The following is a 24,995-nucleotide window of genomic DNA, read 5'->3' on the forward strand; positions in this document are numbered from 1 at the left end:
TCCTCTGCTTTCCCTGTCCCAAGCGCCCGCAAGGCACACCTATCTGATGAACAAGGGAGTGATGAATGTTCATCACTCCCCAGCGTCTTCTTATTCAGCTATCAGATGCCCTCAGTCCTGCTCGGCGTCGCCCGCAGCCTCATCCGCTGCAGGTTCATCCTTGTAGTAAGAAACATCCGCAATCTCGGCATCCTTCTGCGCTCTCGTGATGGAAAGCGAAATGCGCTTGCGCTTCATATCGATATGCAGGATCTTGACCTTGACAATGTCGCCGAGCTGTACGGCCTCATCGGCACGCGCAATGCGGCGGTCGGCAAGCTCACCCATCGGAATCAGGCCGTCGAAGCCCGGCTCGATCTCCATGAACGCGCCGAAATCCGTCAGCTTGATGATCTTGCCCTTGATATGGGAGCCTTCTGCATAGCGTTCAGCCTTATCCAGCCACGGATCGCGCATCGTATCCTTGACGGAAAGCGAAATGCGCTTCGTCTCGGGATCGAAGTTCTTCACATAGACATTGACTTCATCGCCGACGGCAAGAACATCCGACGGCTGCTTCACGCGGTGCCATGCGAGATCGGAGATATGAGCAAGTCCGTCAACGCCGCCGATATCGATGAAAGCGCCATACTCGACAAGACGCTTGACCGTACCCGGAATGATCTGGCCAACCTCAAGCTTCGAGAAGACTTCTTCCTGCTTCTTCTCACGTTCCTCCTCGAGGAGGCTGCGGCGCGAAAGCACAAGGCGCTGCTTGCGAATATCGATTTCGATCGGCAGAGCCTCAACCGTCGTATCCACATAGACGGAAAGATCCTTGACGAAATGAAGCTCCATCTGGGAAGCGGGGATAAAACCGCGCAGCCCGTTGACAGAAGCTACGAGACCGCCCTTGACGACCTGCGTGATATGCGCCTGGAGCGTCTGCCCTTCTTCCTTCAGGGCCTCGATTTCCTTCCATGCAACCATGCGGTCGGCGCGAACCTTGGAAACCGTCGCGCCATTCTCGCCCCCGAGCGCTACGACGAAAACCTCGATCTCGTCATCCACCTTAACAACATCCCTGGCAGAATCCGGCTCTGGCGAAGCAAGCTCCTTCTTCGCTATGGGGATGTCTGCTTTGAGACCCGGAATATTGACATAGGCCTGTCCGTCCTCAACTGCGACGACCGTAGCCTTCACAACATCGTGTTCCCTTACCTCCTGCATGGACTCCTCTTCAGCTTCCAGCAAACTCTTCATGTCTTGTTCTTGCACTTTTGATATACCTCCTTGATAATCCAGTCCGGAGTAGATGCCCCGGCTGTGATACCAATTTTTTTGATTTTATCAAACCATTCGTCCTGCAGCTCTGCCGCAGTCTCGATATGATAGGTTTGGCATTCCTTGGAACACAACTGCGCCAGGCGCGTTGTATTCGCACTGTTCTTGCCGCCGATGACGAGCATCATGTCGACCTGCCGCGCAAGCTGCACGGCGGCAGCCTGCCGCTGGTCTGTGGCATTGCAGATTGTCCGAACGATGCGAACATCATTCGACTGATCGAGCAGATGAAGCACGATCTCCTTGAACTTCGCCCCGGAAAACGTCGTCTGCGCGACAATCCCCATGCGAGCACACGGCGCGACAGCCTCGGCTCCTTCCACGGAGTCCACGATGACGGCATCGCCGCCTGCCCATTCAAAGATGCTCCTGACCTCCGGATGGCATTTTTCTCCTACGATAACGACAGAATATCCCTCTTCAAAAAGAGCATGCGCCGCCAACTGTGCCTTTTTTACATGCGGACACGTCGCGTCGACGACATTAAGCCCCCGCTCCTTGGCCTCGTCATAAACAAGAGGTCCGACGCCATGCGAACGGATGATGACGGTTCCCTTTTCCAAATCCGGCAGGGATTGTACCATGCCGACGCCTTCTTCTGCAAGGCGCGCAACCATCTGCGGATTATGGATGATGGGACCCAGCGTGCAGGACGAGCCGTCGGGCGCCGCCTGTTCCCGCGCGAGCTGTATCGCGCGTTTCACGCCATAGCAGAAACCGAGGGAATCTGCCAGAAATACTTCCATATATCTACCACCAAATATATAATGTACCGCGAAAAACAGAGAAAATCCCCTACTTCCGCAATCTATTTTACATTATAGCATAAATTCAACCGCTCATGCTATTATTTTTTATCATTCCCAAGGCAATTTTTTTCTTTTCAAAGAAAATCGGCAAAATTACAGGAGTCAAACCGGTTTTCTTGCTCAAGAAGCGGGACTTCCAAGGGCTCCGTAAACAAGGATAAATATTTGTTGTTAATTCTTCTCTTTCGTGGTACAATAAATATGCGAGGCGGAACCAAGAAAGATTCGCCTTGCATATCGTTAACATAACATCTGAGAAGGAGCGATATATTATTATGGAAAAAAGATTGAACCAGCTGCTTTCCGATCTCGTTGTGGAGTACCATAAACTTCAACACTACCACTGGTACGTCAAGGGCAAGGATTTCTTCCAGGTTCATGCCCAGCTCGAAACTTACTACGACGGTGTACGTGACAGCATCGACGCCGTTGCCGAAGGCATCCTGCAGATCGGGCACGAACCGCTTTCCTCCCTCAAGGATTTTCTCGCACTCACCAAGATCAAGGAAGCGCAGCCGGGTTTCGTGAACTCGGACATCGTCCTCGACGAGGTGGAAAAGGATTTCTCTTACATCTACGAAGAAATCCGCGAGCTCAAGAAGGCCGCTGACGAAGCCAACCGCTATGTCACCTCCATGCTCATGGATGACCTCATCACGAACTATGCAAAGACGCTCTGGATGATAAAGCAGTCGCGCAAATAAGGCAAACCATACAATCATTACAAAAGAGCAGCCCCGGAAGCAAATCGCTTCCGGGGCTGCTCTTTTGAATCTGGCCGGATGCAGCGCCTTATGTTCTGAATCTTGCCGCCGCCTCGTTGAGTCCGTGTGCCATATCGGACAGGCCGCGCGTGCTCGCCGCGATTTCCTCCATGCCCGCTGCCTGTTCTTCCGTCGCAGCGGAGACATTCTCCGATTCAAAAGCCACGCGTGAAGCTGCATCGTGCAGCTGTCCCGTCACAGTGCTTATTCTTCCTGCACCGTTGCTCAAATCCTCTGTCGTCCTCTGGATGACACGGACGCTTTCCTCAAGACGATGAATCATGCCCAGGATTTCCGAGAAACTCTCGCCCGTCGCCGCAACATTCTCACGTCCCTTTTCCGCCTGTTCACGTCCGGCCTGCATAGCTGCAACGGCCTGTTCCGTCTCCTGCTGGATGGCCATGATCAGCTCGCTGATCTGCTGCGAAGCGTTCTGCGATTCTTCGGCGAGCTTTCGCACTTCCTCCGCAACGACAGCAAAGCCGCGCCCGTGCTCGCCCGCGCGTGCCGCCTCGATAGCTGCATTGAGTGCGAGAAGGTTCGTCTGCCCCGAAATGTTCGAGATAACCTCGACGATATTGCCGATTTCCTTCGAACGTTCGCCAAGTTTTGCGACGACATTCGAGGAAGAAACGACCGTATCGGCAATCGTATTCATCTGATCGACTGTGGAAACGACAATCTTGTTGCCGTCCTCCGCCTTCTGCGAAGTATTGCTGATGACGCCCATGACCTTTTCCATCGTATGTGTCGCATCCGTAATGCCTTTCGTAAAGGCCTCGATCTGCTGCTTCGCCTCCGCGATGGAATCAAGCTGCGCCTGTGCAGCGCCCGCCACCTCCGTGATGGACTGAGCCACATTCTGCGTCGCCTGCGCCGATTGCTCCGACGTGTTCGTCAACGATTCGGAAGAATCGCTGACCGTACCTGCCGTTGCCTGGATCTTTTTCGTCACATCGCGCATATTTTCCAGCATCTTATTGCACTGCCCGGCCATCTGACCAAATTCGTCCGCCGACGTCACGGGCAATGTCTGACGCAAATCGCCGTCCGCCACACGGCTCAGCGCATCGAGCAGCAGATCAACCGAACGCTTGATCGTGCGCAGTAAATAAAACCCGCAGGAACCGGCAAAGAGAACGACAAGGACAAGAACCGCGACCGTAGACATCACAACCCGCGAATATGTCGCATTGCTTGCCGCTTTCACATCCTTCGTCCCCTTGATAGAGCGCTCCTCATCCTTGACAAGGATGTTCGAGAACTTCTTATATGCTTCACGGCTGGGACCTTCGACGTAAGCAATGGCTTCTTCTCTCTTTCCCTCAGCAATAAGCCCTTCCGTCACCCTGCCTGCCGCCAGGTACTCCTGCCATGCCTCATACTCTGCATCGAAAAATTCCCGATCGCTCTGACGCTCCTCCTCGCTGTCGTATGTCATCTCGTTCAAAGTCTTTTCGTACTCTGCAAAAATCTGATCCACGTCTTGCCGTGCTGCCTGGAGACGAGAAGCAATCTCCGCTTCCTTTGCCGGATCCTCATTGACGGTTTTCAACAAATAGATGTTTCTCGCCTCATTGGCCGCATTGGAAAGCTCAGACGTCACGGATAAGGAATCCGACCAAACCATGAGATCTTCTGTCGATTCATTCAGTTGATTGCTCGCATACATCGCATATACGCCAAAGCCCAAAAATAATGCAATCAGCACCACAAAACTTAGGATGATCTTCCTGGCTACTGTCAATTCATTCATCTTCCTCAAGTCCTCCTAAAAATTAACCTGCACAAACCTGTCTGGCGTATGTTCAGCCCCTTCCCTGCCATTTCTCTTTTCCCGGCAGGGATTTTCAGGCGTTCATTTCTGATAAGGATTATCTTTTCGAACCACATAGGAGATTTTAACATAATACCCCGGTCTTTTGCAAGAGATAATATTTCCTCTGGGACTTAAGATTAGGTACGCTTTTCCATATAACAAACAGGAGCCGTCCCGAAGAGCGAATCGCTCCCGGAACGGCTCCTGCCGCCTGCTGAACCAATAGATTTTCAGGTTTTGAATTTGGCTGCCGCGTCGTTGAGATCCTGCGCCATATCCGAAAGTCCCCGGCTGCTCGCCGCGATTTCTTCCATGCCGGCCGCCTGCTCCTCCGTCGCAGCGGAAACATTCTGCGCTTCTGCCGCAACCTTAGATGCGGAATCGTGAATTTTTCCTGTCGCATCGTCAATCTTCTCTGCCCTGCGGCTCAGATCCTCCATGTTTTTCTCAATCGCAGCCGAATTCTCCTGCACACGCTGGATCATCGCACGAATCTCTGAGAAGCCCTTGCCCGTCGCCGTGACGTTCTCTCGCCCCTTCTCTGCTTCCTCGCGCCCCGTTTCCATCGCCTGCACCGCCTGCGCCGTTTCCTGCTGGATGGCGCGTATGAGCTCTTCGATTTTCTGCGAGGCGTGCTGCGATTCTTCGGCGAGCTTTCGCACCTCTTCAGCGACGACAGCAAAGCCGCGTCCGTGCTCGCCCGCGCGTGCCGCTTCAATGGCGGCATTCAGGGCGAGGAGGTTCGTCTGCCCCGAAATATTCGAGATAACCTCGACGATATTGCCGATCTCTTTCGAGCGTTCTCCGAGCTTTGCTACGACGTTCGACGAAGAAATGACCGTATCGGCAATCGCATTCATCTGATCAACGGTCGAAAGTACGAGTTTATTCCCCTCCTCCGCACGCTGCGACGTATGCTCAATGTCGGCGGCAACCTGCTCGATTGTTTGCGCCGCATCCGCGATCCCGCGCGTAAAGGCATGCACCTGATGCTTCGCCTCGGCGACAGAATCAAGCTGCGCCTGCGCGGCCCCCGCAACTTCCGTAATGGACTCGGCGACATTCTGCGTTGCCTGTGCCGACTGCTCCGAAGTGCTTGTCAACGCACCGGAGGAATCAGAAACCGTGTTTGCCGTATCTTGAATCTTCTTCGTCATCGAGCGTACATTATGCAGCATCTTGTTGCACTGTTCAGCCATCTGCGCGAACTCATCGCCCGAGTCCGTCGCCAGCTTCAGGCTCAAATCGCCCTCAGCAACCTTTTTCAGTGCGTCGAGCACCATCGCGACGGAACCCTTGATCGAGTGCAGCAGAAAGTAGCCGCAGACAACCGCGATGATGAGCACAAGGATCGTGACGATGACCGTCGTCATGACGACGCGAGCATAGACATCATCGGCTTCCTTGTCGACCGCGTCCGCCCCCTTCATGGCACGCTCTTCATCGGAAAGAATGAGTGTCTCCAACTTCTGATAACTCTTGCTCCACTTCTGGTCAATGAAAGCAAGCCCTTCGGCGTACTTTCCCTCGGCAAACAGTCGATCGCCTTCCTCACCGGCTTTCAAATACTCCAGCCAGGCATTGTATTCATTGTCAAAAAGCTCCTGATCCGAGCGGCGCTCCTCTTCGTTGTAGTAAGTCGTCTCAGCGAGTGTTTTTCTGTACTCATCAAAAACATCCTCAACCTTCTTTTTGCTCGCCTCGTGCTGTTGTTCAAGCTGCTCACGCGTCTGCGGATCCTGCGCCATCGCCTTCAAAAGTGCAAAGATACGGGTCTCGTTCGTGGCGTCAGAAAGCCTCGAAGACATATTCAACGCCCGAGTCCAATCCATGAGATCTGCCGTCGACTTATTCAGCGCATTGCCGGAATAATTCGCATAAATGCCAAAACACAGAAACATCACGATCAGGATCACAAAGCTTAAAACAATCTTTTTTGCTACTGTCAACCCATTCATTTCTCCATCCCCTCCGTGGAAAACAACTCCGGGCGCAGCAGCTTGGCAAACAAATCGTATGCACAAATATCCTAATTGGCGAAGCGCAAAGCGTTCAGTCAGTTAGTTGACGTCGACCACTAAAAAGATAATCGTTCCATCTCTCTAATGGTTTCAGTAAATCACATTTCTCGCCTGCGGGAAAAATTGCTTTCCAAAATCCAGATTGTGAAAACGGCAACTAATATAATACAATCATATGCATATATTAGCACATCTGACCCCCCCCGCAAGACATTTCTAACTATTTTTTATGATTTTCAGTTCGAATTCTAATGAAACAGCGCCACGATAAAGTTGCCGCGTTGCTGTCTTTTTCCAATCTACAGACAAAAACTTCCATGCATTTCGGAGAACCGGCATTAAACAGAAAATTTATATGTTGTATATGTCTATTACGCTATAGTCTATCATATATCAAGAAAAAGGAGCTTGCGCATGGAACTGAAAATTACAGGTTATAACAAATGGGATCTCTCGGTAAGAAAAGAAGTGTTGTATGAATTTGCTTGGTCGCTTCGCGCAAATATCGATCGCCTTTGCAGCAAAAATGAGCGTAAAAAAATCCCATATTGGATGCCCTCTATCAAAATTCAATAAAGGATTCCGGTCGCTTATTAAAAACGAATGACCCAATTGAAATTTTAAACATTGAGGGACGTTTAACTGGATTAAAGAATATGATTCCGGTGCTGAAAGATTTAAGGAAATGATCTACGAATTTACAAAGCAAGATGTGGATAATGCCACCCACGGGGTATTAGACATACTTCTTGCAGAAGGAACTTTAACGAAAGAAGAACAGAATGGTGTTGCCATAATCGCAAAAAACCCCATCGTCGACATCCGCAAAGAGCTTCAAGTTATCCAAAAGAACAGAAATCTCGATATGAAGTGAAAATGACACAGAAACCCGCAGAGCCGCCTCCCCCAAGAGGCGATTCTGCGGGTTTCCATTTCCTTCGCTGTGTGGGACGGTTCCTATCCCTGCACGATTTTGCTGAAATCAGCGACCTGGAGCAGGAGATTGTCGATGGCTTTCAAGAGTGCGAGGCGATTCCGACGCACAGCCACATCATCCGCCATGACCATGACGCCGTCGAAAAACGCATCGATCGGATCGGCGAGATCCTTGAAATCGTCAATGGCGCCGACGTAATCGTGCGCTTCAAGCAGGCTTTCCGCCGCACTCTTCGCCGATGTGTAAGCCTTCATCAATTCTCTTTCCTCATCGGTTTCGAAAAGGCTTTCGTCAATCTCTGCTGTCTCGGCCTTCGCTGCGAGGTTTGCCGCGCGCACGAAGGACTGCACAGCCTTTGCCGTATCGGGCGCGGACAGCTGTTCCTGCACGGCTTTGGCTGCGAGCATGACGCGCCCGATATCGTCGATATCGCCGAGCACGGCATCGGCGACATCATAGCGGATTCCCGCTTCACCGAGCACGTTCTTGAGGCGCAGGCGCATAAAATCAGCCACATCGGTCTGCATTTTTTCCCGCGCTTTCACCTCCGTGAGAGCGAGCAAATCCATAGCCCAGCTGACGAGGTCAACGAGCGAAAGGGAAAGCTCCGCCTTGATGATGCTGTTCACAAGCCCGAGCGCCTGACGCCGCAGCGCAAACGGATCCTGCGAGCCCGTGGGGATGAGCCCGCGGCTGAATGTCGCGACGATATTGTCCATCTTGTCCGCAAGGCTCACGATGATGCCGGCCTTCGTCTGCGGCAGTTCGTCGCCTGCAAAACGCGGCATATAGTGCTCGTCAACAGCAAGGGCGACCTCCTCGCCTTCGCCGTCAAGACGGGCGTATTCCTTGCCCATGACGCCCTGCAGTTCCGTGAATTCCATGACCATGCCCGTCACGAGATCGGCTTTGGCCAGCTTCGCCGCACGCTGCGCAGCTTTTTTCTCCGCAGCGCTTGCACCAAGGGCATCTGCGATGCGTCCGGCAAGCTCCTCGAGGCGCAGCGACTTGTCGTAGAGCGTGCCAAGTCCCTCCTGAAAGACAACCGTCTTGAGTTTTTCCAGATGCTCTTCCAAGCTCTTCTTCCGATCTTCGTCGAAGAAGAATTGCGCATCCGCCAAGCGTGCGCGCAGAACGCGCTCATTGCCGTGCTGCACCGTCTGAAGATACTCGGCTCCGCCATTTCGCACGGTGAGGAAAAGCGGCATCAGACTGCCGTCCGCCGCCTTCACGGGGAAGTAGCGCTGATGGTCGCGCATCGGCGTAATGACGGCCTCCGGCGGCAGTGCGAGATACTTTTCCTCAAATCTGCCCGCAAGCGCCGTCGGATACTCGACGAGATAGAGCACCTCTTCCAAAAGATCCGGTGTGATTTCCGCCGTGCCGCCGTGCGCCTTCGCCTCTTCGGCAAGCCCCTGCTCGATCAGCGCCTTGCGCCGCGCAGGATCGACGATGACGAAAGCCTCCTCGCACGCTTCCTCATAATGCGCGGCATCCTGGATAGTGAAGTCGCCCGTGCTGAGGAAACGATGGCCGCGCGATGTATTGCCGCTCTTGACGCGCGCAAGCTCAAAGGGCACGACTTCCTCGCCGTAGAGTGCGACAAGCCAGCGCAGGGGCCGGATAAAGCGAAAGTCGAGGTCGCCCCAGCGCATGCTGTTGGGAAGGGGCAGGTCGCAGATGAGCTCGGGCAGGAGCCTTTCCAGCACCTTTTCCGCAGGCTCTCCCGTTTCCTGTACGAGCGCATAGACGTAGCCATCACGCGTCACGAGATCCTCCGCCTTGACGCCCTGCCCGCGAGCAAAGCCTTCCGCTGCTTTCGTCGGCTTGCCCGCGGCATCGAAAGCCACCTGTACGGACGGCCCTCGTTTTTCTTCCGCGACATCCGCCTGCTTTTCAGCCAATCCTTCGACGATGAGTGCGAGGCGGCGCGGCGTGCCGAGCGTCCTCACTCCGCCATGCGCCAAACGCAGCTCGCCGAGCGCCTTTTCCGCCCTTTCACCAAGCTCCTGCAGCAATCCCGGCATTGCATGTGCCGGAATCTCCTCTGTGCCGATTTCCAACAACAAATCCTTGCTCATGCTTTCGCCCCCTTCTTCAGCATCGGATAGCCCAGCTCTTCACGCTGTTTCAAATAGCACTGGGCGCAAACCCGCGCCAACTTGCGCACGCGGCCGATGAAAGCCGTGCGTTCCGACACGCTGATCGCACCGCGCGCGTCGAGCAGATTGAAGGCATGCGAGCACTTCAAGACGTAGTCGTAGGCCGGGTGCACATACCCCAGCTCGATGACGCGCACAGCTTCCTTCTCGTATTTATCGAAAAGCTCGAAGAGGAGCGCTTCGTCCGAAAGATCGAAGGAATAGGCCGACTGCTCGACCTCGTTCTGGTGGAATACATCGCCGTAGGTATAGTCCTCCGTCCACTGGATGTCGAAGACGTTCTCGACGCCTTGAATATACATGGCCAAACGCTCCAACCCATAGGTGATTTCCGAGGAAACGGGCTTCACATCGACACTGCCAACCTGTTGGAAGTAGGTGAACTGCGTGATCTCCATGCCGTCGAGCCAGACTTCCCAGCCAAGGCCCCAAGCTCCCAGGGTCGGTGATTCCCAGTTATCCTCGACAAAACGGATATCGTGCTGCTTCGGATCGATGCCGAGGCTCTCCAGGCTCTCCAGATAAAGCTCCTGGATATTGTCGGGCGACGGCTTCATGATGACCTGGAACTGATGGTGCTGGTAGAGGCGGTTCGGATTGTCGCCGTAACGACCGTCCGACGGACGGCGTGAAGGTTCGACATACGCGACATTCCACGGCTCCGGTCCCAGAACGCGCAAAAAGGTCGAGGGATTCATCGTACCCGCACCCTTCTCTACATCGTACGGCTCTGTCAAAATGCAGCCCTGGTCACCCCAGAACTTTTGCAGAGCCAGGATAATCTCCTGAAATTTCATCTGAACAACTCCTTATCCCGGGCAAAGGGCAAAGAAAAAAACGCCCCATCCCGCAACAAAATGTCACAGGGACGAGACGAATCCCGCGGTTCCACCCTGATTGGCCCTGTCCTCCACACATCACGCCAAGGACAGACGCCCACCTTATATCTTATTGAACTGCCGCTCCAAAGCGCCCTTCATCCCCAAGGAAGGTCGGACAAAAGCACATCGCTTGCCGAAACCGTCCTGGCGGCCTCCCACCCTCGCCGCCTCGCTGCACGGGAACTACTCCTCTTCTTCATTGCACGTCTAGTTTAGCAAATCAACAGCCAGCTTGTCAATGGCGGCAGAGACAAGAAGCACCGCCTCGCTCCCCGCAAACGGCTCTGCAAAAATGCCGGAAAGCGGTCTGCGCACAAACCGGTGCGGACAGCCGCTTTCCTACCGCCGCTCATGGAGCCGCTCCTCCACTCCTTCCCAAATCTTCTCCGGCACAAAGAGATTGCCGTCCATGCCGAAGCCCATCTCGACGCCTGGACGGTTCTTCCCGTGGAAGTCGCTGCCGCCCGTCGCCAGCAAGCTGTACTTATGGATCAAATATCCCGCGAAAGCCATATCCCGCACCGTATAATTGGGATAAAACTGCTCCATGCCGTCAAGGCCAAAGCCTTTAAGTTCTTGAATCGCCTCTTCTGTCTCATCGTCCGTCAGCCCCTTGAGGCCGATGGTCTTGTGAAAATGCGCCAGCGAGGTCACGCCGCCTGCCGCACGAATGGCGGAAAGGGCTTCCTCCGGTGTGACGTCATGCTCAAGCCCCGCCTCCGCAACGGCGGGATCGAGGTAACGATCCCAAATCTCCGAAGCGCTTTCATAGCATCCGAGTGAAATGATATAGCGCATAACGGCGTAAAGGTCGACAATGTCGCCGAGAGCAAACGGGACGACATCCTCCTTGTGAATCTCCAAGCCGCGCTCCTTCACTCCTGCCAGGATTCTCTCTATGCCGCTCTCCTTGATGGAACGGATATGGCGATAGAGGCTCTGGAAAGCCGGATGTCCCGAATCAAAGCCAAGCGCGACGACATGGAGGCGACGCCCGCGATAGAAAAGCGACATCTCCATGCCCGGGAGGAAGCCGACACCCAGACGCGCGGCCTCTTCCTGCGCTTCAGCAAGGCCCGCGATCGTATCGTGATCGGTCAGGGCAAACCCCTTGAGCCCCAGCTCCTTGGCGTGCGCTGCCAGGCCTGCCGGCGAAAAGCTGCCGTCTGAACAAAGTGAATGTGTATGAAAATCGATCCTTGCCAATATGCCCTCCTGCCGCATCCTGCGGCCAAAATCTCTCAGATGTGTTTGCCTTGCCTGGAAACCACGCGCCCAAGCGGCGGCAATACGCCGATCACAAGCCTCTCTTCTCCGGCTTGTGATTGACCCCTATTCTTCTCCTGCCAGCATCTTTTCCTGTGCAAGGAAGAAATTCTTCACGGCCTCGGCCGCAGGCCCCGTCATGCCGTCGACAGCGGCCAGCTCTTCCACGCTCGCCGCCTTGATCTTCGCAATCGTGCCGAAATGTCCCCAGAGCGCCTTGCGCCTCTTCGGGCCGATGCCCGCGATATGATCGAGTACGGAAACGAGATTGCGTTTGCCACGCAGTTTGCGGTGGTAAGTGATGGCAAAGCGATGCGCCTCATCGCGGATGCGCTCGACGAGATAGAGCGCCTGGCTGCGGCGCGGCAAGATCACGGGATCGGAACTGCCCTCCGTAAAGATGTATTCAAACTGCTTCGCCAGTCCCACGACAGGCACATCGAGATGTCCTGCGCCGCGAATGATTTCCAAAGCCGATGAGAGCTGCCCCTTGCCGCCGTCGATGATGATGAGGTCGGGCAGCTCGTCCTCGGCGAGTTTGCCGTAACGCCTCTCGGTAACTTCGCGCATGGAGAGGAAGTCGTCGGGCTTTCCTTCGGCACTTCGAATCTTGAAGCGCCGATAGTCCGATTTCTTCGGCAAACCGCCTTCAAAGACGACCATCGAGGCCACGGTTTCCGAACCCTGGTTGTGTGAGATGTCGAAGCATTCCATGCGCATCGGCTCTTCCTTGAGGCCGAGGTAGCGCCCCAGTTCCCTTACCGCCCCAAGCGTCTGGTCGTTCGCCTGCTCGATGCGCGCCGCCTCGTCCGCCAGGAACTTCTCGGCATTGCCGCGCGCCATCTCGACCACGTCGTGCTTTGTGCCGCGCTGCGGCACGGCGAGCACAACTTTCGCGCCCTTGCGCTCGGCAAGCCAATTCTCCAAAAGCTCCGTTTCCCCGATGGAAAAGGGCAGCAGGATCTCGCGCGGCAAGAAGGCCGCTCGGTGGTAGTATTGCTTCAAAAATGCCGAAAGCAACGCCTCGTCGGTTTCCTCCTCGCTGCCCGAGAGCAGGAAATGTTCGCGCCCGACCATCTTGCCCGCACGGATGAGAAAAACCATGACGACGGCGCCGATGCCGGAACGCGCCATGCCGATGGCGTCCTGGTCGCCCGAGCCCGTCACGATGTTCTGCTTCTCCGCCACCTTGCGCACGGCAGCAAGCTGATCGCGGATGCGCGCCGCACGCTCGAAGTCGTAGTTGTCCGCCGCCTCTGCCATGCGGCGCGTCAGCTCCTTCTCCACAAGCTCCGTCCGTCCTTCGAGGAACAGACAGACCTCGCGGATCATCGCGTCATACTCCTCCTTGTCCACCGGCTTGCAGCACGGTGCAAGGCAGCGCTTGATATGGTGCTCGAGGCAGGGACGTTCGACCTTCATATTTTTGCAGGTGCGCAGCGGAAAGAGCCGCCGCAGGAGCTTCACGCTCTCATGCATTGCCCCTGCCGACGTATAGGGGCCGAAGTAGCGTGAACCGTCCTTCGTGATGCGCCGCGTGACCATGACGCGCGGATACTCATCTGCCAGCGTTACCTTGAGATAAGGATAGCTCTTGTCGTCCTTGAGGCTGATATTGTAGCGCGGCCGATGCTTCTTGATGAGATTGCACTCAAGGATCAGCGCCTCCACTTCCGAATGGGTAAGGATTGTTTCAAAGTCGGCAATTTTCGTCACCATCGCGCGCACTTTCGGCGCTTGATGCTTGCCGCTCTGGAAATACTGCCGCACGCGGTTCTTCAGCACGACCGCCTTGCCGACGTAAATAATGCGCCCTTTTGCATCCTTCATGATATAGACGCCCGGCGAATCCGGCAGCAGCTTGAGCTTCTCCGCCACAATTTCCGTCATTTTCTCACCTCGCTTTCCTTTGCACATATTTTAGCAGAAATATCTCGGAAGTGTATATAGAATTTTATTAGCCTATGCTTCCCCCTCTTGTCTTATTACGCAATATTGTGTAATATAAAATTGTGAGGAGGAACCTCGATGAAAATATCCGAGCTCGTCAAAATTCTAAAAAAACATGGCTGCTACAGAAAACGGAGCGGCGGCAGGCACGATATTTGGTACAGTCCCCATACCAACAAACTTTTTCAAATTCCTCGCCACGGCAGTCAAGATACCGGCACGGGACTTGTCAACAGCATTTTTAAACAAGCGGGCATTAAATAATCGCAATGGCCTTACAGCTATTGCAGACAGAAAGGAGCTTCTTTCATGAAATACGTTTATCCCGCACTTTTTCATCTTGAAGATGATGGCATCTTTTTCATCTCTTTTCCCGATCTCGACGGTTGTTTCACGCAGGGAACTTCCATTGCCGAAGGAATGGCCATGGCGGCTGATGCTTTAAATCTCATGCTTTGGCATATGGAAGAAGAGCACCTGACCATCCCTGAACCATCTTCTTTGCAAGACCTCAAAACAGAAAACGACGACTTCGCAACGCTCATCTGTGCCGACACGCTCACCTACCGTAAGCAGCACGACACAAAAGCCGTGCGAAAGAATCTGTCCATTCCGCGCTGGCTCGACACACTTGCCTCTGAGCGCAATGTCAATTTCTCCAACATCCTGCAAAACGCTTTAATGCATGAGCTTGGCCTGGACAAGACCTGACGCCCAAAATTTTCTATCCTCTTGAACATTCACAATTTACCGCAACAATATACAATATGAAAAATACCGATATTCTCGATTGAAAAAGCTTTTCCTGCGTGCTAGAATAAATCCATCGCGATAAATACAAGCTATCGTCAATAAACGGAAGTTATCGTCCTGAGATTCTGTCCACTATGCAAAAGGAGGCTGCACCTATGTTCAAGAGAATCCTCATCGCCAACCGCGGCGAAATCGCCGTCCGGGTCATCCGCGCCTGTCAGGAGCTCGGCATCGAAGCCGTCGCCATCTACTCGGATGCCGATCAAAACGCCCTGCACGTCCAGCTTGCCGACCTCACCTACCGCGTCGGCCCCGCCGATGCCTCGGAAAGCTATCTCAACAAAGAGGCCGTTCTCGAGGCGGCGATCAAGACGAAGTCCGAAGCCATCCATCCGGGCTACGGCTTCCTCTCCGAAGACGCCGACTTCGCTGAGATGGTCACGAAGGCGGGCATCGTCTGGATCGGCCCCATGGCCGAGACGCTGCGCCTCGTCGGCGACAAGGATGCGGCACGCGCCGCCATGGCGCCGTCCGGCATACCGATGTCCAAGGGCAGCGCTCCGCTTGAAGACAATGAAATGGCCCTAAAGGCTGCCCAAGAGGTCGGCTATCCCGTCATCTTGAAGCCCGTATCAGGCGGCGGCGGCAAAGGCATGTTTGTCGCACGCAATGAAGAGGATCTCCACAACATCCTGCAGCTCGTCGATCTCAAGAAGGTCGTCCATTACTTCGAGCATTACATCGAGCATTCGCGCCATATCGAAGCGCAGATTCTCGCTGACAATTATGGCACGGTGCTCTTCCTCGGCGAGCGCGAATGTTCGCTGCAGCGCCGCAACCAGAAGCTTCTTGAGGAATCGCCGTCCATCGCGCTGACCGAGGAGATGCGCCGCGAGATCGGACGCCTCGCCATCAAAGCGGCAAAAAGCGTCCACTACTCAAATGCCGGCACCGTTGAATTTTTACTCGATCTCGCCGACAACAAATTTTACTTCATGGAAATCAACCCGCGCGTCCAGGTCGAGCATGCCATAACCGAGGCGGTCACCGGCGTCGACATCGTGCGCCGCCAGATTCAGATCGCCGACGGCGAACCGCTGGGCCTCATGCAGAAAAACATCAAAATCCGCGGCCACGCCATCGAGTGCCGCATCAATGCCGAAGATCCCGACAACAATTTCCTGCCTTCTCCCGGCCTCATCACCTTCATGCACGAACCAAGCGGTCCGCGCGTACGCTTCGACAGCGGCGTGACGACAGGGCTCACGATCGAGCCGTGGTACGACTCACTCATCGCCAAGGTCATCGTACACGGCCGTACGCGCGGCGACGCCATCAAGATCATGGAGCGCGCCCTGAGCGAGTTCCGCATCGAGGGCGTCAAGACGACGATCGCCCTGCATCAGAAGATCCTCGAAGACAACTACTTCCGCACGGGCAACATCGACACGCAGTTCATCAAACGCCGCATCACCTACTACGAGAACGAGCCGAAGAAGCTCAAGCTCAAAGACAAGCTCGACCTCGCCGCCTCCATCAACGCGAGCATGTATTACGCATAGATTCACGCAAAAAAGCCGCCGGAAAATATTCCGGCGGCTTTTGTTCATATTTTGCATGAAACCCCAAAAGGCCAAGCCATAGGCGCAGACCGATTGGCTCGGTTTCTGCACGGGCGGCACATAATGTCCACAAAGTGGCCGTTTGTGCGTATAGTTTACCATAGATGCAGCGTCTTGTGCGCCACGAAACTATGCTTCCTTCGCCGCAGGCTCCTTCTGCCCCAGCGAAACGAAGAAGCCGAGCACGGCGCCCAAGACAGCGGGGCAGACCCAGCCCATCATGACGCCGTAGAAGGGAACGTACTGCGTGAGCAGTCCGTAGAGGGCTGCCGGCCCCAAGCCTGCAGCATGCAGCGCATCGGTCAGAGAGAAAGCGAGCGTGAAGAGAACGGCGCCTTGATATATGCTGCTGCGCCAGCCGATGAAGCGGTCGAAAAGCGAGAGCAGGACAAAGACGATGACCAGCGGGTAGATCGCTACAAGGAACGGCACGGCAAGCGCGATGATCTGCGTAAGACCGATGTTCGATGCGCCGAAGCTGAAGAGGATGGAGAAGAGCAGCAGTCGCTCATAGGAAATCTTCTTTTTGAAGAGCTTATGGAAGAACATCGCAGCACTCGAAGTGATACCGCAGCACGTCGTGATGCACGCGAGGATGATGATCAGCGCGAGGAGCACGTTGCCCGCCGCGCCGAAGAACAGGCGCACGGCTCCGGCAAGGAGCTGTCCGCCGTTTTCCGAGTGGCCAAGAACCGTCACGCTCGTCGCCCCAAGATACGCCAAAGAGCCGTAAACGCACGCCATAAGGAATACGGTGATAATGCCCGCCGCAAGGCACGCCTTGCCGATGGCATGCGTATCTGTCACGCCGCGATAGCGTACGGCGCCGACGACGAGCGCACCGATGGCGATGGTCGCGAGAAGATCCATTGTCTGGTAGCCGTCCTGAAAGCCCTGCGCGTACGGCGCGTCGACGTAGGGTCCCGTAGCTTCGAGCACATCGCCCAAAGGCGAGCCGAATGCGCGCAGGAAGAGGATCACGAGCACGACGAGAAGCGCCGGCGTGAGCATCTTGCCCACTCGATCGATAAGCTTGTTCGGATTGAGCGACAAGTAATATGACGCACCAAAGAAAAACGCCGTATAGATGAGCTGCGGAATCGTGACATCGTCCGTGTCGACGAAGGGACGAATCCCGATCTCGAAGGAGACTGCGCCCGTCCTGGGCATGGCAAACAAAGGGCCGATGATGAGATATAGAATGATGAGAAGCGCCGTCGCAAACCAGGGGAACGTCCGCCTGCGCAGGAGCGGTACATATTCACCGCCTGCGAGCGCGATCGCCATGATGCCGAGGAGCGGCAGTCCGACGCCCGTTGTCATGAAGCCCAGCATGGCGGGCAGCGTGTTCACACCCGCCGCCTGCCCCAGGGCGGGCGGAAAGATGAGATTTCCCGCCCCGAAAAAGACGGAGAACATCATGAAACCTAACGTAAGCAAATCCTTTTTCTTCAATCGATTCATTTCACATTCCTCTCAAAATTCTCTTCCAACATGGGCTTCAAGAACTTGCCCGTATACGACGCTTTCACCTTCACAATCTCCTCGGGGCGGCCTTCCGCCACAATCGTGCCGCCGCCGCTGCCGCCTTCCGGACCGAGATCGATGATATGGTCGGCCGTCTTGATGACATCAAGATTGTGCTCGATGACGACGACCGTGTCGCCGCCGTCAACAAGGCGGTGCAGGATACCCAGAAGCTTCGCGATATCTGCCGTATGAAGTCCTGTCGTCGGCTCGTCCAGGATATAGAGCGTGCGCCCCGTGGAGCGGCGCGCCAGCTCCGTCGCAAGCTTCACGCGCTGCGCCTCACCGCCCGAGAGCGTCGTTGCGCTCTGTCCGAGCTTGATATAACCCAGACCGACATCCTGGATGACCTTGAGCTTCGTCTGGATGCGCGGAATATTCTTGAAGAATTCCACGGCCTCATCGACGACCATATCTAGAACGTCTGCAATGGTCTTTCCCTTGTAGCGCACCTCAAGCGTTTCGCGGTTGTAGCGCGCTCCCTTGCAGACTTCGCACGGCACATAGACGTCGGGCAAAAAGTGCATCTCGATCTTGATGATGCCGTCGCCGCGGCATGCCTCACAGCGCCCGCCCTTGACGTTGAAACTGAAACGCCCGGGCTTGTAGCCGCGCATCCTCGCTTCCGCCGTCTGGCTGAACAGCTGGCGAATGGCGTCGAACACGCCCGTGTACGTCGCGGGATTCGAGCGCGGCGTCCGCCCGATCGGCTGCTGGTCGATGTCTATGATCTTGTCGATATGCTCCAACCCGAGGATTTTCTTATGCTTTCCAGGCTTTCCCTTCGCGTGGTAAAGACGCGAGGCAATGCCCTTGTAAAGGATCTCGTTGACGAGCGTCGACTTGCCCGAGCCCGAGACGCCCGTGACAAGAATGAGTTCCCCGAGAGGAAATTTCACGCGGATATTCTTGAGGTTATTCTCTGCCGCGCCGACGATCTCGACGACGTTGCCGTTGCCCGGCCGCCTGCGGCTCGGCACAGGGATGAACTTTCGGCGGGCGAGATACTGCCCTGTAACGGATTCGGGAACCTTCTTGATCTCCTCCGCCGTTCCCTCAGCCACGATGCGTCCGCCGTGTGCGCCCGCGCCTGGGCCGATGTCGATGATATGGTCTGCAGCGTACATCGTATCCTCGTCATGCTCCACGACAATGAGCGTATTGCCGAGATCCCGAAGATGCTGCAGAGCCGACAGAAGTCGGTTGTTGTCGCGTTGATGCAGGCCGATGCTCGGTTCGTCGAGAATGTAGAGCACTCCCATGAGCCCCGAGCCGATCTGTGTCGCAAGACGGATGCGCTGCGCCTCGCCGCCCGAAAGCGTTCCGGCCGCACGCGAAAGCGTCAGATACTCAAGGCCGACATTCAGCAGGAAGCCCAGCCTGGCATGAATCTCTTTCAATATCTGCACGGCGATTTTCGCCTCGCGCTCCGTAAGGGAAAGCCCCGTAAAAAATTCATCGCACTCTTGGATCGTCAGCTGTGTGACCTCCGCGATGTTCCTGCCGCCAACCTTGACGGAGAGCACCTCCGGGCGAAGGCGTGCACCACGGCACGCAGGGCACGGCGTGATCGTCATGTAGTTCTCGTAATCCTCGCGCATCGCGTCCGTATCCGTCTCACGGTAGCGCCGCGCAAGCATCGGCATAACGCCATCGAAAGCCGAATGGTGCATCTTATATTCGCCGAACATATTCTCATAGCCGAATTCGAACTTCTCCTCGCCCGTACCGTAGAGAAGCAGTTCCTGCACCTTCTTTTCCACATCGCGAAAAGGCGTGTCGACCGTATAGCCGTAATGTTTCAGCACAGCTTCCATCTGGCAGTTGGCATATGTATTGAGATTCTTCGAGAGCGGTGCAAAGACGCCTTCGGCCAAGGAAAGGGACTCGTCAGGCAGCACAAGATCCAAATCGAACTCCATATTGCTGCCGAGGCCGCTGCAAGTCGGGCAGGCGCCAAAAGGACTGTTGAAAGAGAACATGCGCGGCGTGATTTCCGGCAGGCTGATGCCGCAGTCGATGCACGCGAAATTCTCGCTGAACATCAAAAGCTCACCGCCGACGATCTGCACATAGACGACGCCCTCGCCCATCTTCAGCGCCGTCTCAAGGGAATCTGCCAGACGCTGCTCGATGCCCTCGCGCACGACAAGGCGGTCGACGACGACCTCGATCGTATGCTTCTTCGCTTTCTCCAGCTGGATATCTTCGCCAAGGTCGTAGACTTCCCCATCGATGCGTACGCGCACATATCCTTCACGCCGGATATGGTCAAGAATCTTCTTGTGTTCCCCCTTCTTGCCCCGGACGACCTGCGCCATAACGAGGAGCTTCGTTCTCTCAGGAAGCTCCTCCAGCTTGTCAAGCATCTGATCGACCGTCTGCTGGGCAATGGGCTTGCCGCACTTAGGGCAGTGCGGTCGTCCGGCACGCGCAAACATGAGGCGCATGTAATCATAAATCTCCGTCACCGTACCGACCGTCGAGCGCGGATTGCGGCTCGTCGTCTTCTGGTCTATAGAAATCGCCGGGGAAAGCCCTTCGATATTGTCCACATCAGGCTTGTCCATCTGCCCGAGAAACTGCCGCGCATAGGAAGAAAGCGACTCCACGTAGCGCCGCTGCCCTTCCGCATAGATCGTATCAAAAGCGAGCGAGGATTTGCCCGACCCCGAAAGCCCCGTGACGACAACAAGCTTGTCGCGCGGGATATCTACATCGATATTCTTCAAATTATGGGCGCGTGCGCCCTGTATATGAATGACATTCTCCATAAATAACGTTCCTCCAACTTCTTGCGTTCCCACCTATTATATAGGAAAGACCGGAGAAGTTGAAGCCTTTTTATGAAACAAAGCCGGTTTATCCTTGCGCAGAAAAGCTCCCAGCCAAAGAATCCGGCCGGGAGCTGCAAAATCATAAGCGAATGGGTCACGCGCCCTTTTTCTTCTTGCCAGGCAAGGAGCCTTCCAACTCGATGATCATGTCGCGCAGCTCTGCGGCGCGCTCGAATTCCAAAGCGCGCGAGGCCGTCTGCATCTGCGCGAGCAGCGTGCGGATCAGCGACTCCTTCTGCTTTTTCGTGAGCTTCTTCTTTTTCTTGCCGTCGGAATCTTCGCCGTAGGAGGCGCGGCTCTCGGCGACGAGCGTCGTTTCAATCAGCGGCACGACGGGCTTAACGATGGTCTTCGGCGTGACGCCGTGCTCCTCGTTGTACGCCTGCTGCACACCGCGGCGGCGCTCCGTCTCGTCCATGGCGCGCTTCATCGAGTCCGTGATGCGGTCGGCGTAGAGGATGACCCTGCCGCCCGCATTTCGCGCCGCACGCCCGATCGTCTGGATCAGCGACGTATCGGAGCGCAGGAAGCCCTCCTTGTCCGCGTCGAGAATTGCCACGAGCGACACCTCGGGCATATCGAGTCCCTCGCGCAGCAGGTTGATGCCGACGAGCACATCGAACTTACCCGCGCGCAGGTCGTGGATGATCTCGGCGCGCTCGAACGTCGCAATATCCGAATGCAGATAGCGCACGCGCACCTGCATGTCCTTCAGGTAGTCCGTGAGGTTTTCCGCCATCTTCTTCGTCAGCGTCGTCACGAGCACGCGCTCGTCCTTCTTTGCACGAATGCGGATCTCCGACAGTAGATCGTCCATCTGCCCCGCCAAAGGCCGCACCTCGACGATGGGATCGAGCAGCCCCGTCGGGCGGATGATCTGCTCGACGACCTGCTGCGCCTTTTCCAGCTCATATTTTGCAGGCGTCGCCGAGATGTAGATGATCTGATTAATGCGCTGCTCGAACTCCTCGAAGGATAGCGGACGATTGTCAAAGGCGGACGGCAGACGAAAGCCGTTTTCCACAAGCGAAATCTTGCGCGAACGGTCGCCGTTGAGCATCGCCTTGAGCTGCGGCATCGTCACATGACTCTCGTCCATGACGATGAGGAAATCGTCCGGGAAGTAATCGAGCAGCGTATACGGCGCTGCACCCGCCGGACGATGCGTGAGGTGGCGCGAATAATTCTCGATGCCCGAGCAGTATCCCATCTCCTGCATCATTTCAAGGTCGTAGTTCGTGCGCTGCTCAATGCGCTGCGCCTCAAGCAGCTTGCCCTCTTCCTTGAAACGCGCAACCTGCGCGATCTTCTCCTCGTCGATCGCCGCCATGGCGATTTCCATGTCCTCCTTCTTTGTCACATAGTGCGAAGCAGGAAAGACCATCGAATGCGTGCGCTCACCGTAGATCTCTCCGGTCAGGACGTCGAACTCAATGATGCGTTCAACCTCGTCGCCGAAAAGCTCGATGCGCACGGCACGGTTGTTCCAGCCTGCGGGGAATACTTCGATGACATCGCCGCGCACGCGGAAGCGGCCGCGCTCAAAAGCGATGTCGTTGCGCTCATACTGAATGGCGACGAGCTTTCGCAGGATGTCCTCACGCGCGACCGTCTGCCCCTTGTGCAGGGACAAGACCATCTCATGGTAGCTCTCGGGCGAGCCAAGACCGTAAATGCACGAAACGCTCGCGACGATGATGCAGTCGCGCCGCTCGAAGAGCGAGCACGTCGCCGAGTGACGCAGCTCGTCGATCTCATCGTTGATCGACGCATCCTTTTCGATATAAGTGTCCGTCGAAGGAATATACGCCTCAGGCTGGTAGTAATCGTAGTAGCTGACAAAGTAGCCGACATAATTCTTCGGAAAGAACGCCTTGAACTCACTCGCCAGCTGCGCCGCCAGCGTCTTATTGTGCGCGATGACAAGCGTCGGCTTCTGCACGCGCTCGATCGTCTTGGCGATCGTGTACGTCTTGCCCGTACCCGTAGCGCCGAGAAGCACCTGCGCCTCCTGCCCGTTCTCGATGCCCGCCGCCAGATCCCGAATCGCACGCGGCTGATCCCCCATCGGCTCAAAAGGCGCCGAAACCTCAAACGGTATCTCCTTATCAAACTCCATCGTATTGAGCTTAGGCAAAATCGCCATGCGTGCGCCTCCTGTAAATGCTGTAAATCCATACGTCCATTTGCCGCACCCACACGGCTCTGTTCTTGCTGAACAACTACCTTCATTATATCGAACGAACAAAAAAAAGCAACCGCACCAAGGAGGCGGAAAGCCTCTTTCGGCGCGGCTGTTTTTGCTAATTCCCGTTGTGGGCAAGCATTCCTTGTAATCTTTGGCAAATTTTTACCATTGTCCCAGTGTCAAAGATGATGGAAACGATCTGCACGAAGGATTACATCCGGTTAGCAAAATTGCAAATCTGCATCGCCACGCCATCCTTCATGATCTGAAAACCATGTTTCTCATAGAAGGCGGCCTTCTTGCTCTCTTCCGGCATAATTTCAAAATACAGATAGTCTTTGTATTTTTCCTTTGCCATCTCCACCAATCTTCCGGCAATGCCCTGCCCATGATAGTCGCTTTTTTTGCGCGTGCGCCATCGCCGGTCCGGCAATGGCGCGGTTTTAGAGATTTCAACGCCCCGGGGGATGTAAAAAACCAACTTGCATTTGCTTCACTTTCGCATTACAATGAACGAAAGGTGGGATCGTATCATGACCAAAACGGCCACCATCAACATGCGCATCGAGCCTGCGGTGAAAGCCCAAGCCGAGGAGGTCTTTTCCAGCTTCGGCATATCCATCACCGACGCCATCAATATCTTTCTGCACGCTTCCATCATGGAGGGCGGCTTCCCCTTCCAGCCGAAACAGCCACGATACAACAAAAAGACGCTTCTCGCCATGCGGGAAGCGCGTGACATCATGGACGGGAAAATCAAAGAGAAACGCTATCGTTCCCTAGATGCACTTCTAAAAGATTTGGATGCGGGGGGCAGCGATGCTTGAACTCGTGACCACCACCCAATTTCGCAAGGACTTGAAACGCCTGCGAAAGCGCGAATATTCGTAAACTTGACGCTGTCCTGCAAACGCTCTGCGCAGAAGAACCCTTGTCTGAAAAGCATCGTGACCATGCTCTTGTCGGTGATTACATCGGGTTTCGTGAATGCCATGTCGCTCCGACTGGTTGCTCGTCTATGCCATCGACAAGGGACAGCTTATCCTAACCGCTTCCCGCACAGGTTCACACGTCCACCTCTTCTAGCCGATTTTTTTCGAGTCGGCTTTTATCTTTCTCTGCTCCTCTGATGAATCTTTTCATGACACGAAACGCAAAGCGACATCAAATTGCTCTCGTCATGCGTGCCGCCATCGCCGAACGGCTTGATGTATAAAGTTGGGAAAATCCAGCATGTCACATTATTTCGAGCAAAAAAGAAGAAATGTGAGTGAAAGGTGAATTTTTATGAAACAGAAACTGAAAAGCATTTGGGAGAGGATATATCCTCTCTACAAGAATACCTATAGATTGCAAAAAACCATTGGTCGATATGGATTTCATGTCGTAGATGAGACATTTTCAACGAATTGCGAGGATCTTATTTTAGCGAGACTGGCGGCATTGTTCGGCATCGAAAAGGGTGGGTATGTTGATGTCGGGGCGAATCATCCCGTGCTATACTCAAATACGCTGCGGTTTTATGAGGAAGGGTGGCGGGGAATTAATATAGACCCATTGCCAGAGAGCATAGCGGCCTTTCAAAAGATGCGTCCGAACGATATCAATCTCAACGTTGGATGTTCTGACCAGACAGGAACAATGACATATTATTCATTCGATACATCGTCCTACAATACAATGAACGAACAGCAGGCAGAGTATAATATTCGAAATGGCATATCACGGCTCATTTCCAAGAGGGAGGTTCCCGTCATGCGCTTACAGGATATTTTAGACGAATATATACCCGCTATGAGGGGGCGGAGCATTGATATCATGGACATTGATGTCGAGGATTACGAGTACGCCGTCGTTCAGGGAAACGATTGGGAACGGTATCGTCCCAAAATCATAGTGGTGGAATGCCTTACAGATGAGTTCAGTGATATGCAGGACATCTATCGAGATCCGACGATCTCGTTCCTGATAGAGAGAGAATACCGTGTCGTTGCGAAGGTGTTTCATGGGACATATCTTGTTGATACACGATTGCTTTCGGATCGGTAGGTGTTGTGGAAAATCGGGTGCGATACGTCCAATCGCCGTGCGGATGATTCATACTGCGCTCCATGTGCGCAACGTAGGAGCACATCT

Annotated in this window: 20 protein-coding genes and 2 pseudogenes; 9 read left to right on the top strand and 13 right to left on the bottom strand. The window is 54.9% G+C overall.

The window, feature by feature from the left end:
• Positions 1-111 precede the first annotated feature (111 nt).
• Both rpsA and ispH read right to left on the bottom strand, forming a co-directional pair.
• Positions 112-1,242: a 30S ribosomal protein S1 gene (rpsA, locus tag ACRTGH_RS00090; RefSeq protein ID WP_368848037.1), complete on the bottom strand. Its 1,131-nt coding sequence runs from the start codon at positions 1,240-1,242 to the stop codon at positions 112-114.
• Positions 1,239-2,069, bottom strand: a complete 831-nt coding sequence (gene ispH / locus ACRTGH_RS00095; protein ID WP_368848015.1) for a 4-hydroxy-3-methylbut-2-enyl diphosphate reductase — start codon at positions 2,067-2,069, stop codon at positions 1,239-1,241. Before ispH ends, rpsA begins: the two co-directional genes overlap by 4 nt.
• A gap of 338 nt (positions 2,070-2,407) precedes the next feature.
• Between ispH and ACRTGH_RS00100 the strand changes: the two genes are divergently transcribed.
• Positions 2,408-2,836 carry a Dps family protein gene (locus ACRTGH_RS00100; protein ID WP_368848016.1) on the top strand — a complete coding sequence of 143 codons (429 nt, stop codon included), beginning with the start codon at positions 2,408-2,410 and terminating at the stop codon, positions 2,834-2,836.
• Positions 2,837-2,924: 88 nt separating this feature from the next.
• Here ACRTGH_RS00100 and ACRTGH_RS00105 read toward each other — a convergent pair whose 3' ends face one another.
• Both ACRTGH_RS00105 and ACRTGH_RS00110 read right to left on the bottom strand, forming a co-directional pair.
• Positions 2,925-4,652: a methyl-accepting chemotaxis protein gene (locus tag ACRTGH_RS00105; RefSeq protein ID WP_368848017.1), complete on the bottom strand. Its 1,728-nt coding sequence runs from the start codon at positions 4,650-4,652 to the stop codon at positions 2,925-2,927.
• A 293-nt stretch (positions 4,653-4,945) separates the two neighbouring features.
• Positions 4,946-6,673 carry a methyl-accepting chemotaxis protein gene (locus tag ACRTGH_RS00110; protein WP_368848018.1) on the bottom strand — a complete coding sequence of 576 codons (1,728 nt, stop codon included), beginning with the start codon at positions 6,671-6,673 and terminating at the stop codon, positions 4,946-4,948.
• Between the two features lie 477 nt (positions 6,674-7,150).
• Between ACRTGH_RS00110 and ACRTGH_RS00115 the strand changes: the two genes are divergently transcribed.
• Positions 7,151-7,312: a hypothetical protein gene (locus ACRTGH_RS00115; protein ID WP_368848019.1), complete on the top strand. Its 162-nt coding sequence runs from the start codon at positions 7,151-7,153 to the stop codon at positions 7,310-7,312.
• A gap of 109 nt (positions 7,313-7,421) precedes the next feature.
• Positions 7,422-7,610 (top strand): hypothetical protein, encoded by a 189-nt coding sequence (locus ACRTGH_RS00120; RefSeq protein WP_368848020.1) that lies wholly within the window; start codon positions 7,422-7,424, stop codon positions 7,608-7,610.
• 83 nt (positions 7,611-7,693) lie between these two features.
• Here ACRTGH_RS00120 and glyS read toward each other — a convergent pair whose 3' ends face one another.
• The 4 genes from glyS to uvrC form a co-directional block, all read right to left on the bottom strand.
• Entirely contained in the window at positions 7,694-9,754 is a 2,061-nt protein-coding gene (glyS, locus tag ACRTGH_RS00125; protein ID WP_368848021.1) for a glycine--tRNA ligase subunit beta, read from the bottom strand.
• Positions 9,751-10,632 (bottom strand): glycine--tRNA ligase subunit alpha, encoded by an 882-nt coding sequence (gene glyQ / locus ACRTGH_RS00130; RefSeq protein WP_368848022.1) that lies wholly within the window; start codon positions 10,630-10,632, stop codon positions 9,751-9,753. The genes glyS and glyQ overlap by 4 nt, the downstream gene beginning before the upstream one ends.
• 423 nt (positions 10,633-11,055) lie before the next feature.
• Positions 11,056-11,922: a PHP domain-containing protein gene (locus ACRTGH_RS00135; RefSeq protein WP_368848023.1), complete on the bottom strand. Its 867-nt coding sequence runs from the start codon at positions 11,920-11,922 to the stop codon at positions 11,056-11,058.
• 126 nt (positions 11,923-12,048) lie between these two features.
• Positions 12,049-13,872, bottom strand: a complete 1,824-nt coding sequence (uvrC, locus tag ACRTGH_RS00140; protein WP_368848024.1) for an excinuclease ABC subunit UvrC — start codon at positions 13,870-13,872, stop codon at positions 12,049-12,051.
• Between the two features lie 138 nt (positions 13,873-14,010).
• Between uvrC and ACRTGH_RS00145 the strand changes: the two genes are divergently transcribed.
• The 3 genes from ACRTGH_RS00145 (at position 14,011) to ACRTGH_RS00155 (ending at position 16,247) form a co-directional block, all read left to right on the top strand.
• The gene (locus ACRTGH_RS00145) at positions 14,011-14,196 is read left to right on the top strand and encodes a type II toxin-antitoxin system HicA family toxin (RefSeq protein WP_368848025.1); all 186 of its coding nucleotides are present in this window, start codon (positions 14,011-14,013) and stop codon (positions 14,194-14,196) included.
• A 45-nt stretch (positions 14,197-14,241) separates the two neighbouring features.
• Positions 14,242-14,643 (top strand): type II toxin-antitoxin system HicB family antitoxin, encoded by a 402-nt coding sequence (locus tag ACRTGH_RS00150; protein ID WP_368848026.1) that lies wholly within the window; start codon positions 14,242-14,244, stop codon positions 14,641-14,643.
• A gap of 197 nt (positions 14,644-14,840) precedes the next feature.
• Positions 14,841-16,247 carry an acetyl-CoA carboxylase biotin carboxylase subunit gene (locus ACRTGH_RS00155; protein ID WP_368848027.1) on the top strand — a complete coding sequence of 469 codons (1,407 nt, stop codon included), beginning with the start codon at positions 14,841-14,843 and terminating at the stop codon, positions 16,245-16,247.
• A 189-nt stretch (positions 16,248-16,436) separates the two neighbouring features.
• Here ACRTGH_RS00155 and brnQ read toward each other — a convergent pair whose 3' ends face one another.
• From brnQ to ACRTGH_RS00175, 4 genes are all read right to left on the bottom strand, one after another.
• Positions 16,437-17,771, bottom strand: a complete 1,335-nt coding sequence (gene brnQ / locus ACRTGH_RS00160) for a branched-chain amino acid transport system II carrier protein (RefSeq protein ID WP_368848028.1) — start codon at positions 17,769-17,771, stop codon at positions 16,437-16,439.
• Positions 17,768-20,608, bottom strand: coding sequence for an excinuclease ABC subunit UvrA (uvrA, locus tag ACRTGH_RS00165; protein WP_368848029.1), 2,841 nt, complete (start codon positions 20,606-20,608; stop codon positions 17,768-17,770). Before uvrA ends, brnQ begins: the two co-directional genes overlap by 4 nt.
• A 157-nt stretch (positions 20,609-20,765) precedes the next feature.
• On the bottom strand, positions 20,766-22,817 hold the full coding sequence (gene uvrB / locus ACRTGH_RS00170) for an excinuclease ABC subunit UvrB (RefSeq protein WP_368848030.1): 2,052 nt from the start codon (positions 22,815-22,817) through the stop codon (positions 20,766-20,768).
• Positions 22,818-23,070: 253 nt separating this feature from the next.
• A complete protein-coding gene (locus ACRTGH_RS00175) occupies positions 23,071-23,340 on the bottom strand; it encodes a GNAT family N-acetyltransferase (RefSeq protein WP_368848031.1) in 270 nt (89 codons plus the stop codon).
• A 52-nt stretch (positions 23,341-23,392) separates the two neighbouring features.
• On the opposite strand from ACRTGH_RS00175, the gene ACRTGH_RS00180 reads away from it, so the two are divergent.
• Together ACRTGH_RS00180 and ACRTGH_RS00185 are read left to right on the top strand one after the other, a co-directional pair.
• Complete coding sequence (locus ACRTGH_RS00180; protein ID WP_368848032.1) at positions 23,393-23,686, top strand: type II toxin-antitoxin system RelB/DinJ family antitoxin; 294 nt, start codon at positions 23,393-23,395, stop codon at positions 23,684-23,686.
• Positions 23,679-23,945: pseudogene (locus ACRTGH_RS00185) on the top strand (type II toxin-antitoxin system YafQ family toxin). Before ACRTGH_RS00180 ends, ACRTGH_RS00185 begins: the two are co-directional and overlap by 8 nt.
• A 22-nt stretch (positions 23,946-23,967) precedes the next feature.
• Here the strand turns inward: ACRTGH_RS00185 and ACRTGH_RS00190 are convergent.
• Positions 23,968-24,072, bottom strand: a pseudogene (locus tag ACRTGH_RS00190) (HNH endonuclease); the annotation flags it as partial.
• Between the two features lie 74 nt (positions 24,073-24,146).
• On the opposite strand from ACRTGH_RS00190, the gene ACRTGH_RS00195 reads away from it, so the two are divergent.
• Positions 24,147-24,908, top strand: coding sequence for an FkbM family methyltransferase (locus ACRTGH_RS00195; RefSeq protein ID WP_368848033.1), 762 nt, complete (start codon positions 24,147-24,149; stop codon positions 24,906-24,908).
• The last annotated feature ends 87 nt before the right edge of the window (positions 24,909-24,995 follow it).

The organism is Selenomonas oralis (genome assembly GCF_051603425.1).
Taxonomy (GTDB): domain Bacteria; phylum Bacillota; class Negativicutes; order Selenomonadales; family Selenomonadaceae; genus Selenomonas; species Selenomonas sputigena_A.

Excerpts from the sequence above, each read along its gene's own strand:
- rpsA (WP_368848037.1), bottom strand. The coding sequence starts at position 1,242 with ATGAAGAGTTTGCTGGAAGCTGAAGAGGAGTCCATGCAGGAGGTAAGG.
- ispH (WP_368848015.1), bottom strand. The coding sequence starts at position 2,069 with ATGGAAGTATTTCTGGCAGATTCCCTCGGTTTCTGCTATGGCGTGAAA.
- ACRTGH_RS00100 (WP_368848016.1), top strand. The coding sequence starts at position 2,408 with ATGGAAAAAAGATTGAACCAGCTGCTTTCCGATCTCGTTGTGGAGTAC.
- ACRTGH_RS00105 (WP_368848017.1), bottom strand. The coding sequence starts at position 4,652 with ATGAATGAATTGACAGTAGCCAGGAAGATCATCCTAAGTTTTGTGGTG.
- ACRTGH_RS00110 (WP_368848018.1), bottom strand. The coding sequence starts at position 6,673 with ATGAATGGGTTGACAGTAGCAAAAAAGATTGTTTTAAGCTTTGTGATC.
- ACRTGH_RS00115 (WP_368848019.1), top strand. The coding sequence starts at position 7,151 with ATGGAACTGAAAATTACAGGTTATAACAAATGGGATCTCTCGGTAAGA.
- ACRTGH_RS00120 (WP_368848020.1), top strand. The coding sequence starts at position 7,422 with ATGATCTACGAATTTACAAAGCAAGATGTGGATAATGCCACCCACGGG.
- glyS (WP_368848021.1), bottom strand. The coding sequence starts at position 9,754 with ATGAGCAAGGATTTGTTGTTGGAAATCGGCACAGAGGAGATTCCGGCA.
- glyQ (WP_368848022.1), bottom strand. The coding sequence starts at position 10,632 with ATGAAATTTCAGGAGATTATCCTGGCTCTGCAAAAGTTCTGGGGTGAC.
- uvrC (WP_368848024.1), bottom strand. The coding sequence starts at position 13,872 with ATGACGGAAATTGTGGCGGAGAAGCTCAAGCTGCTGCCGGATTCGCCG.
- ACRTGH_RS00145 (WP_368848025.1), top strand. The coding sequence starts at position 14,011 with ATGAAAATATCCGAGCTCGTCAAAATTCTAAAAAAACATGGCTGCTAC.
- ACRTGH_RS00150 (WP_368848026.1), top strand. The coding sequence starts at position 14,242 with ATGAAATACGTTTATCCCGCACTTTTTCATCTTGAAGATGATGGCATC.
- ACRTGH_RS00155 (WP_368848027.1), top strand. The coding sequence starts at position 14,841 with ATGTTCAAGAGAATCCTCATCGCCAACCGCGGCGAAATCGCCGTCCGG.
- brnQ (WP_368848028.1), bottom strand. The coding sequence starts at position 17,771 with ATGAATCGATTGAAGAAAAAGGATTTGCTTACGTTAGGTTTCATGATG.
- uvrA (WP_368848029.1), bottom strand. The coding sequence starts at position 20,608 with ATGGAGAATGTCATTCATATACAGGGCGCACGCGCCCATAATTTGAAG.
- uvrB (WP_368848030.1), bottom strand. The coding sequence starts at position 22,817 with ATGGCGATTTTGCCTAAGCTCAATACGATGGAGTTTGATAAGGAGATA.
- ACRTGH_RS00180 (WP_368848032.1), top strand. The coding sequence starts at position 23,393 with ATGACCAAAACGGCCACCATCAACATGCGCATCGAGCCTGCGGTGAAA.
- ACRTGH_RS00195 (WP_368848033.1), top strand. The coding sequence starts at position 24,147 with ATGAAACAGAAACTGAAAAGCATTTGGGAGAGGATATATCCTCTCTAC.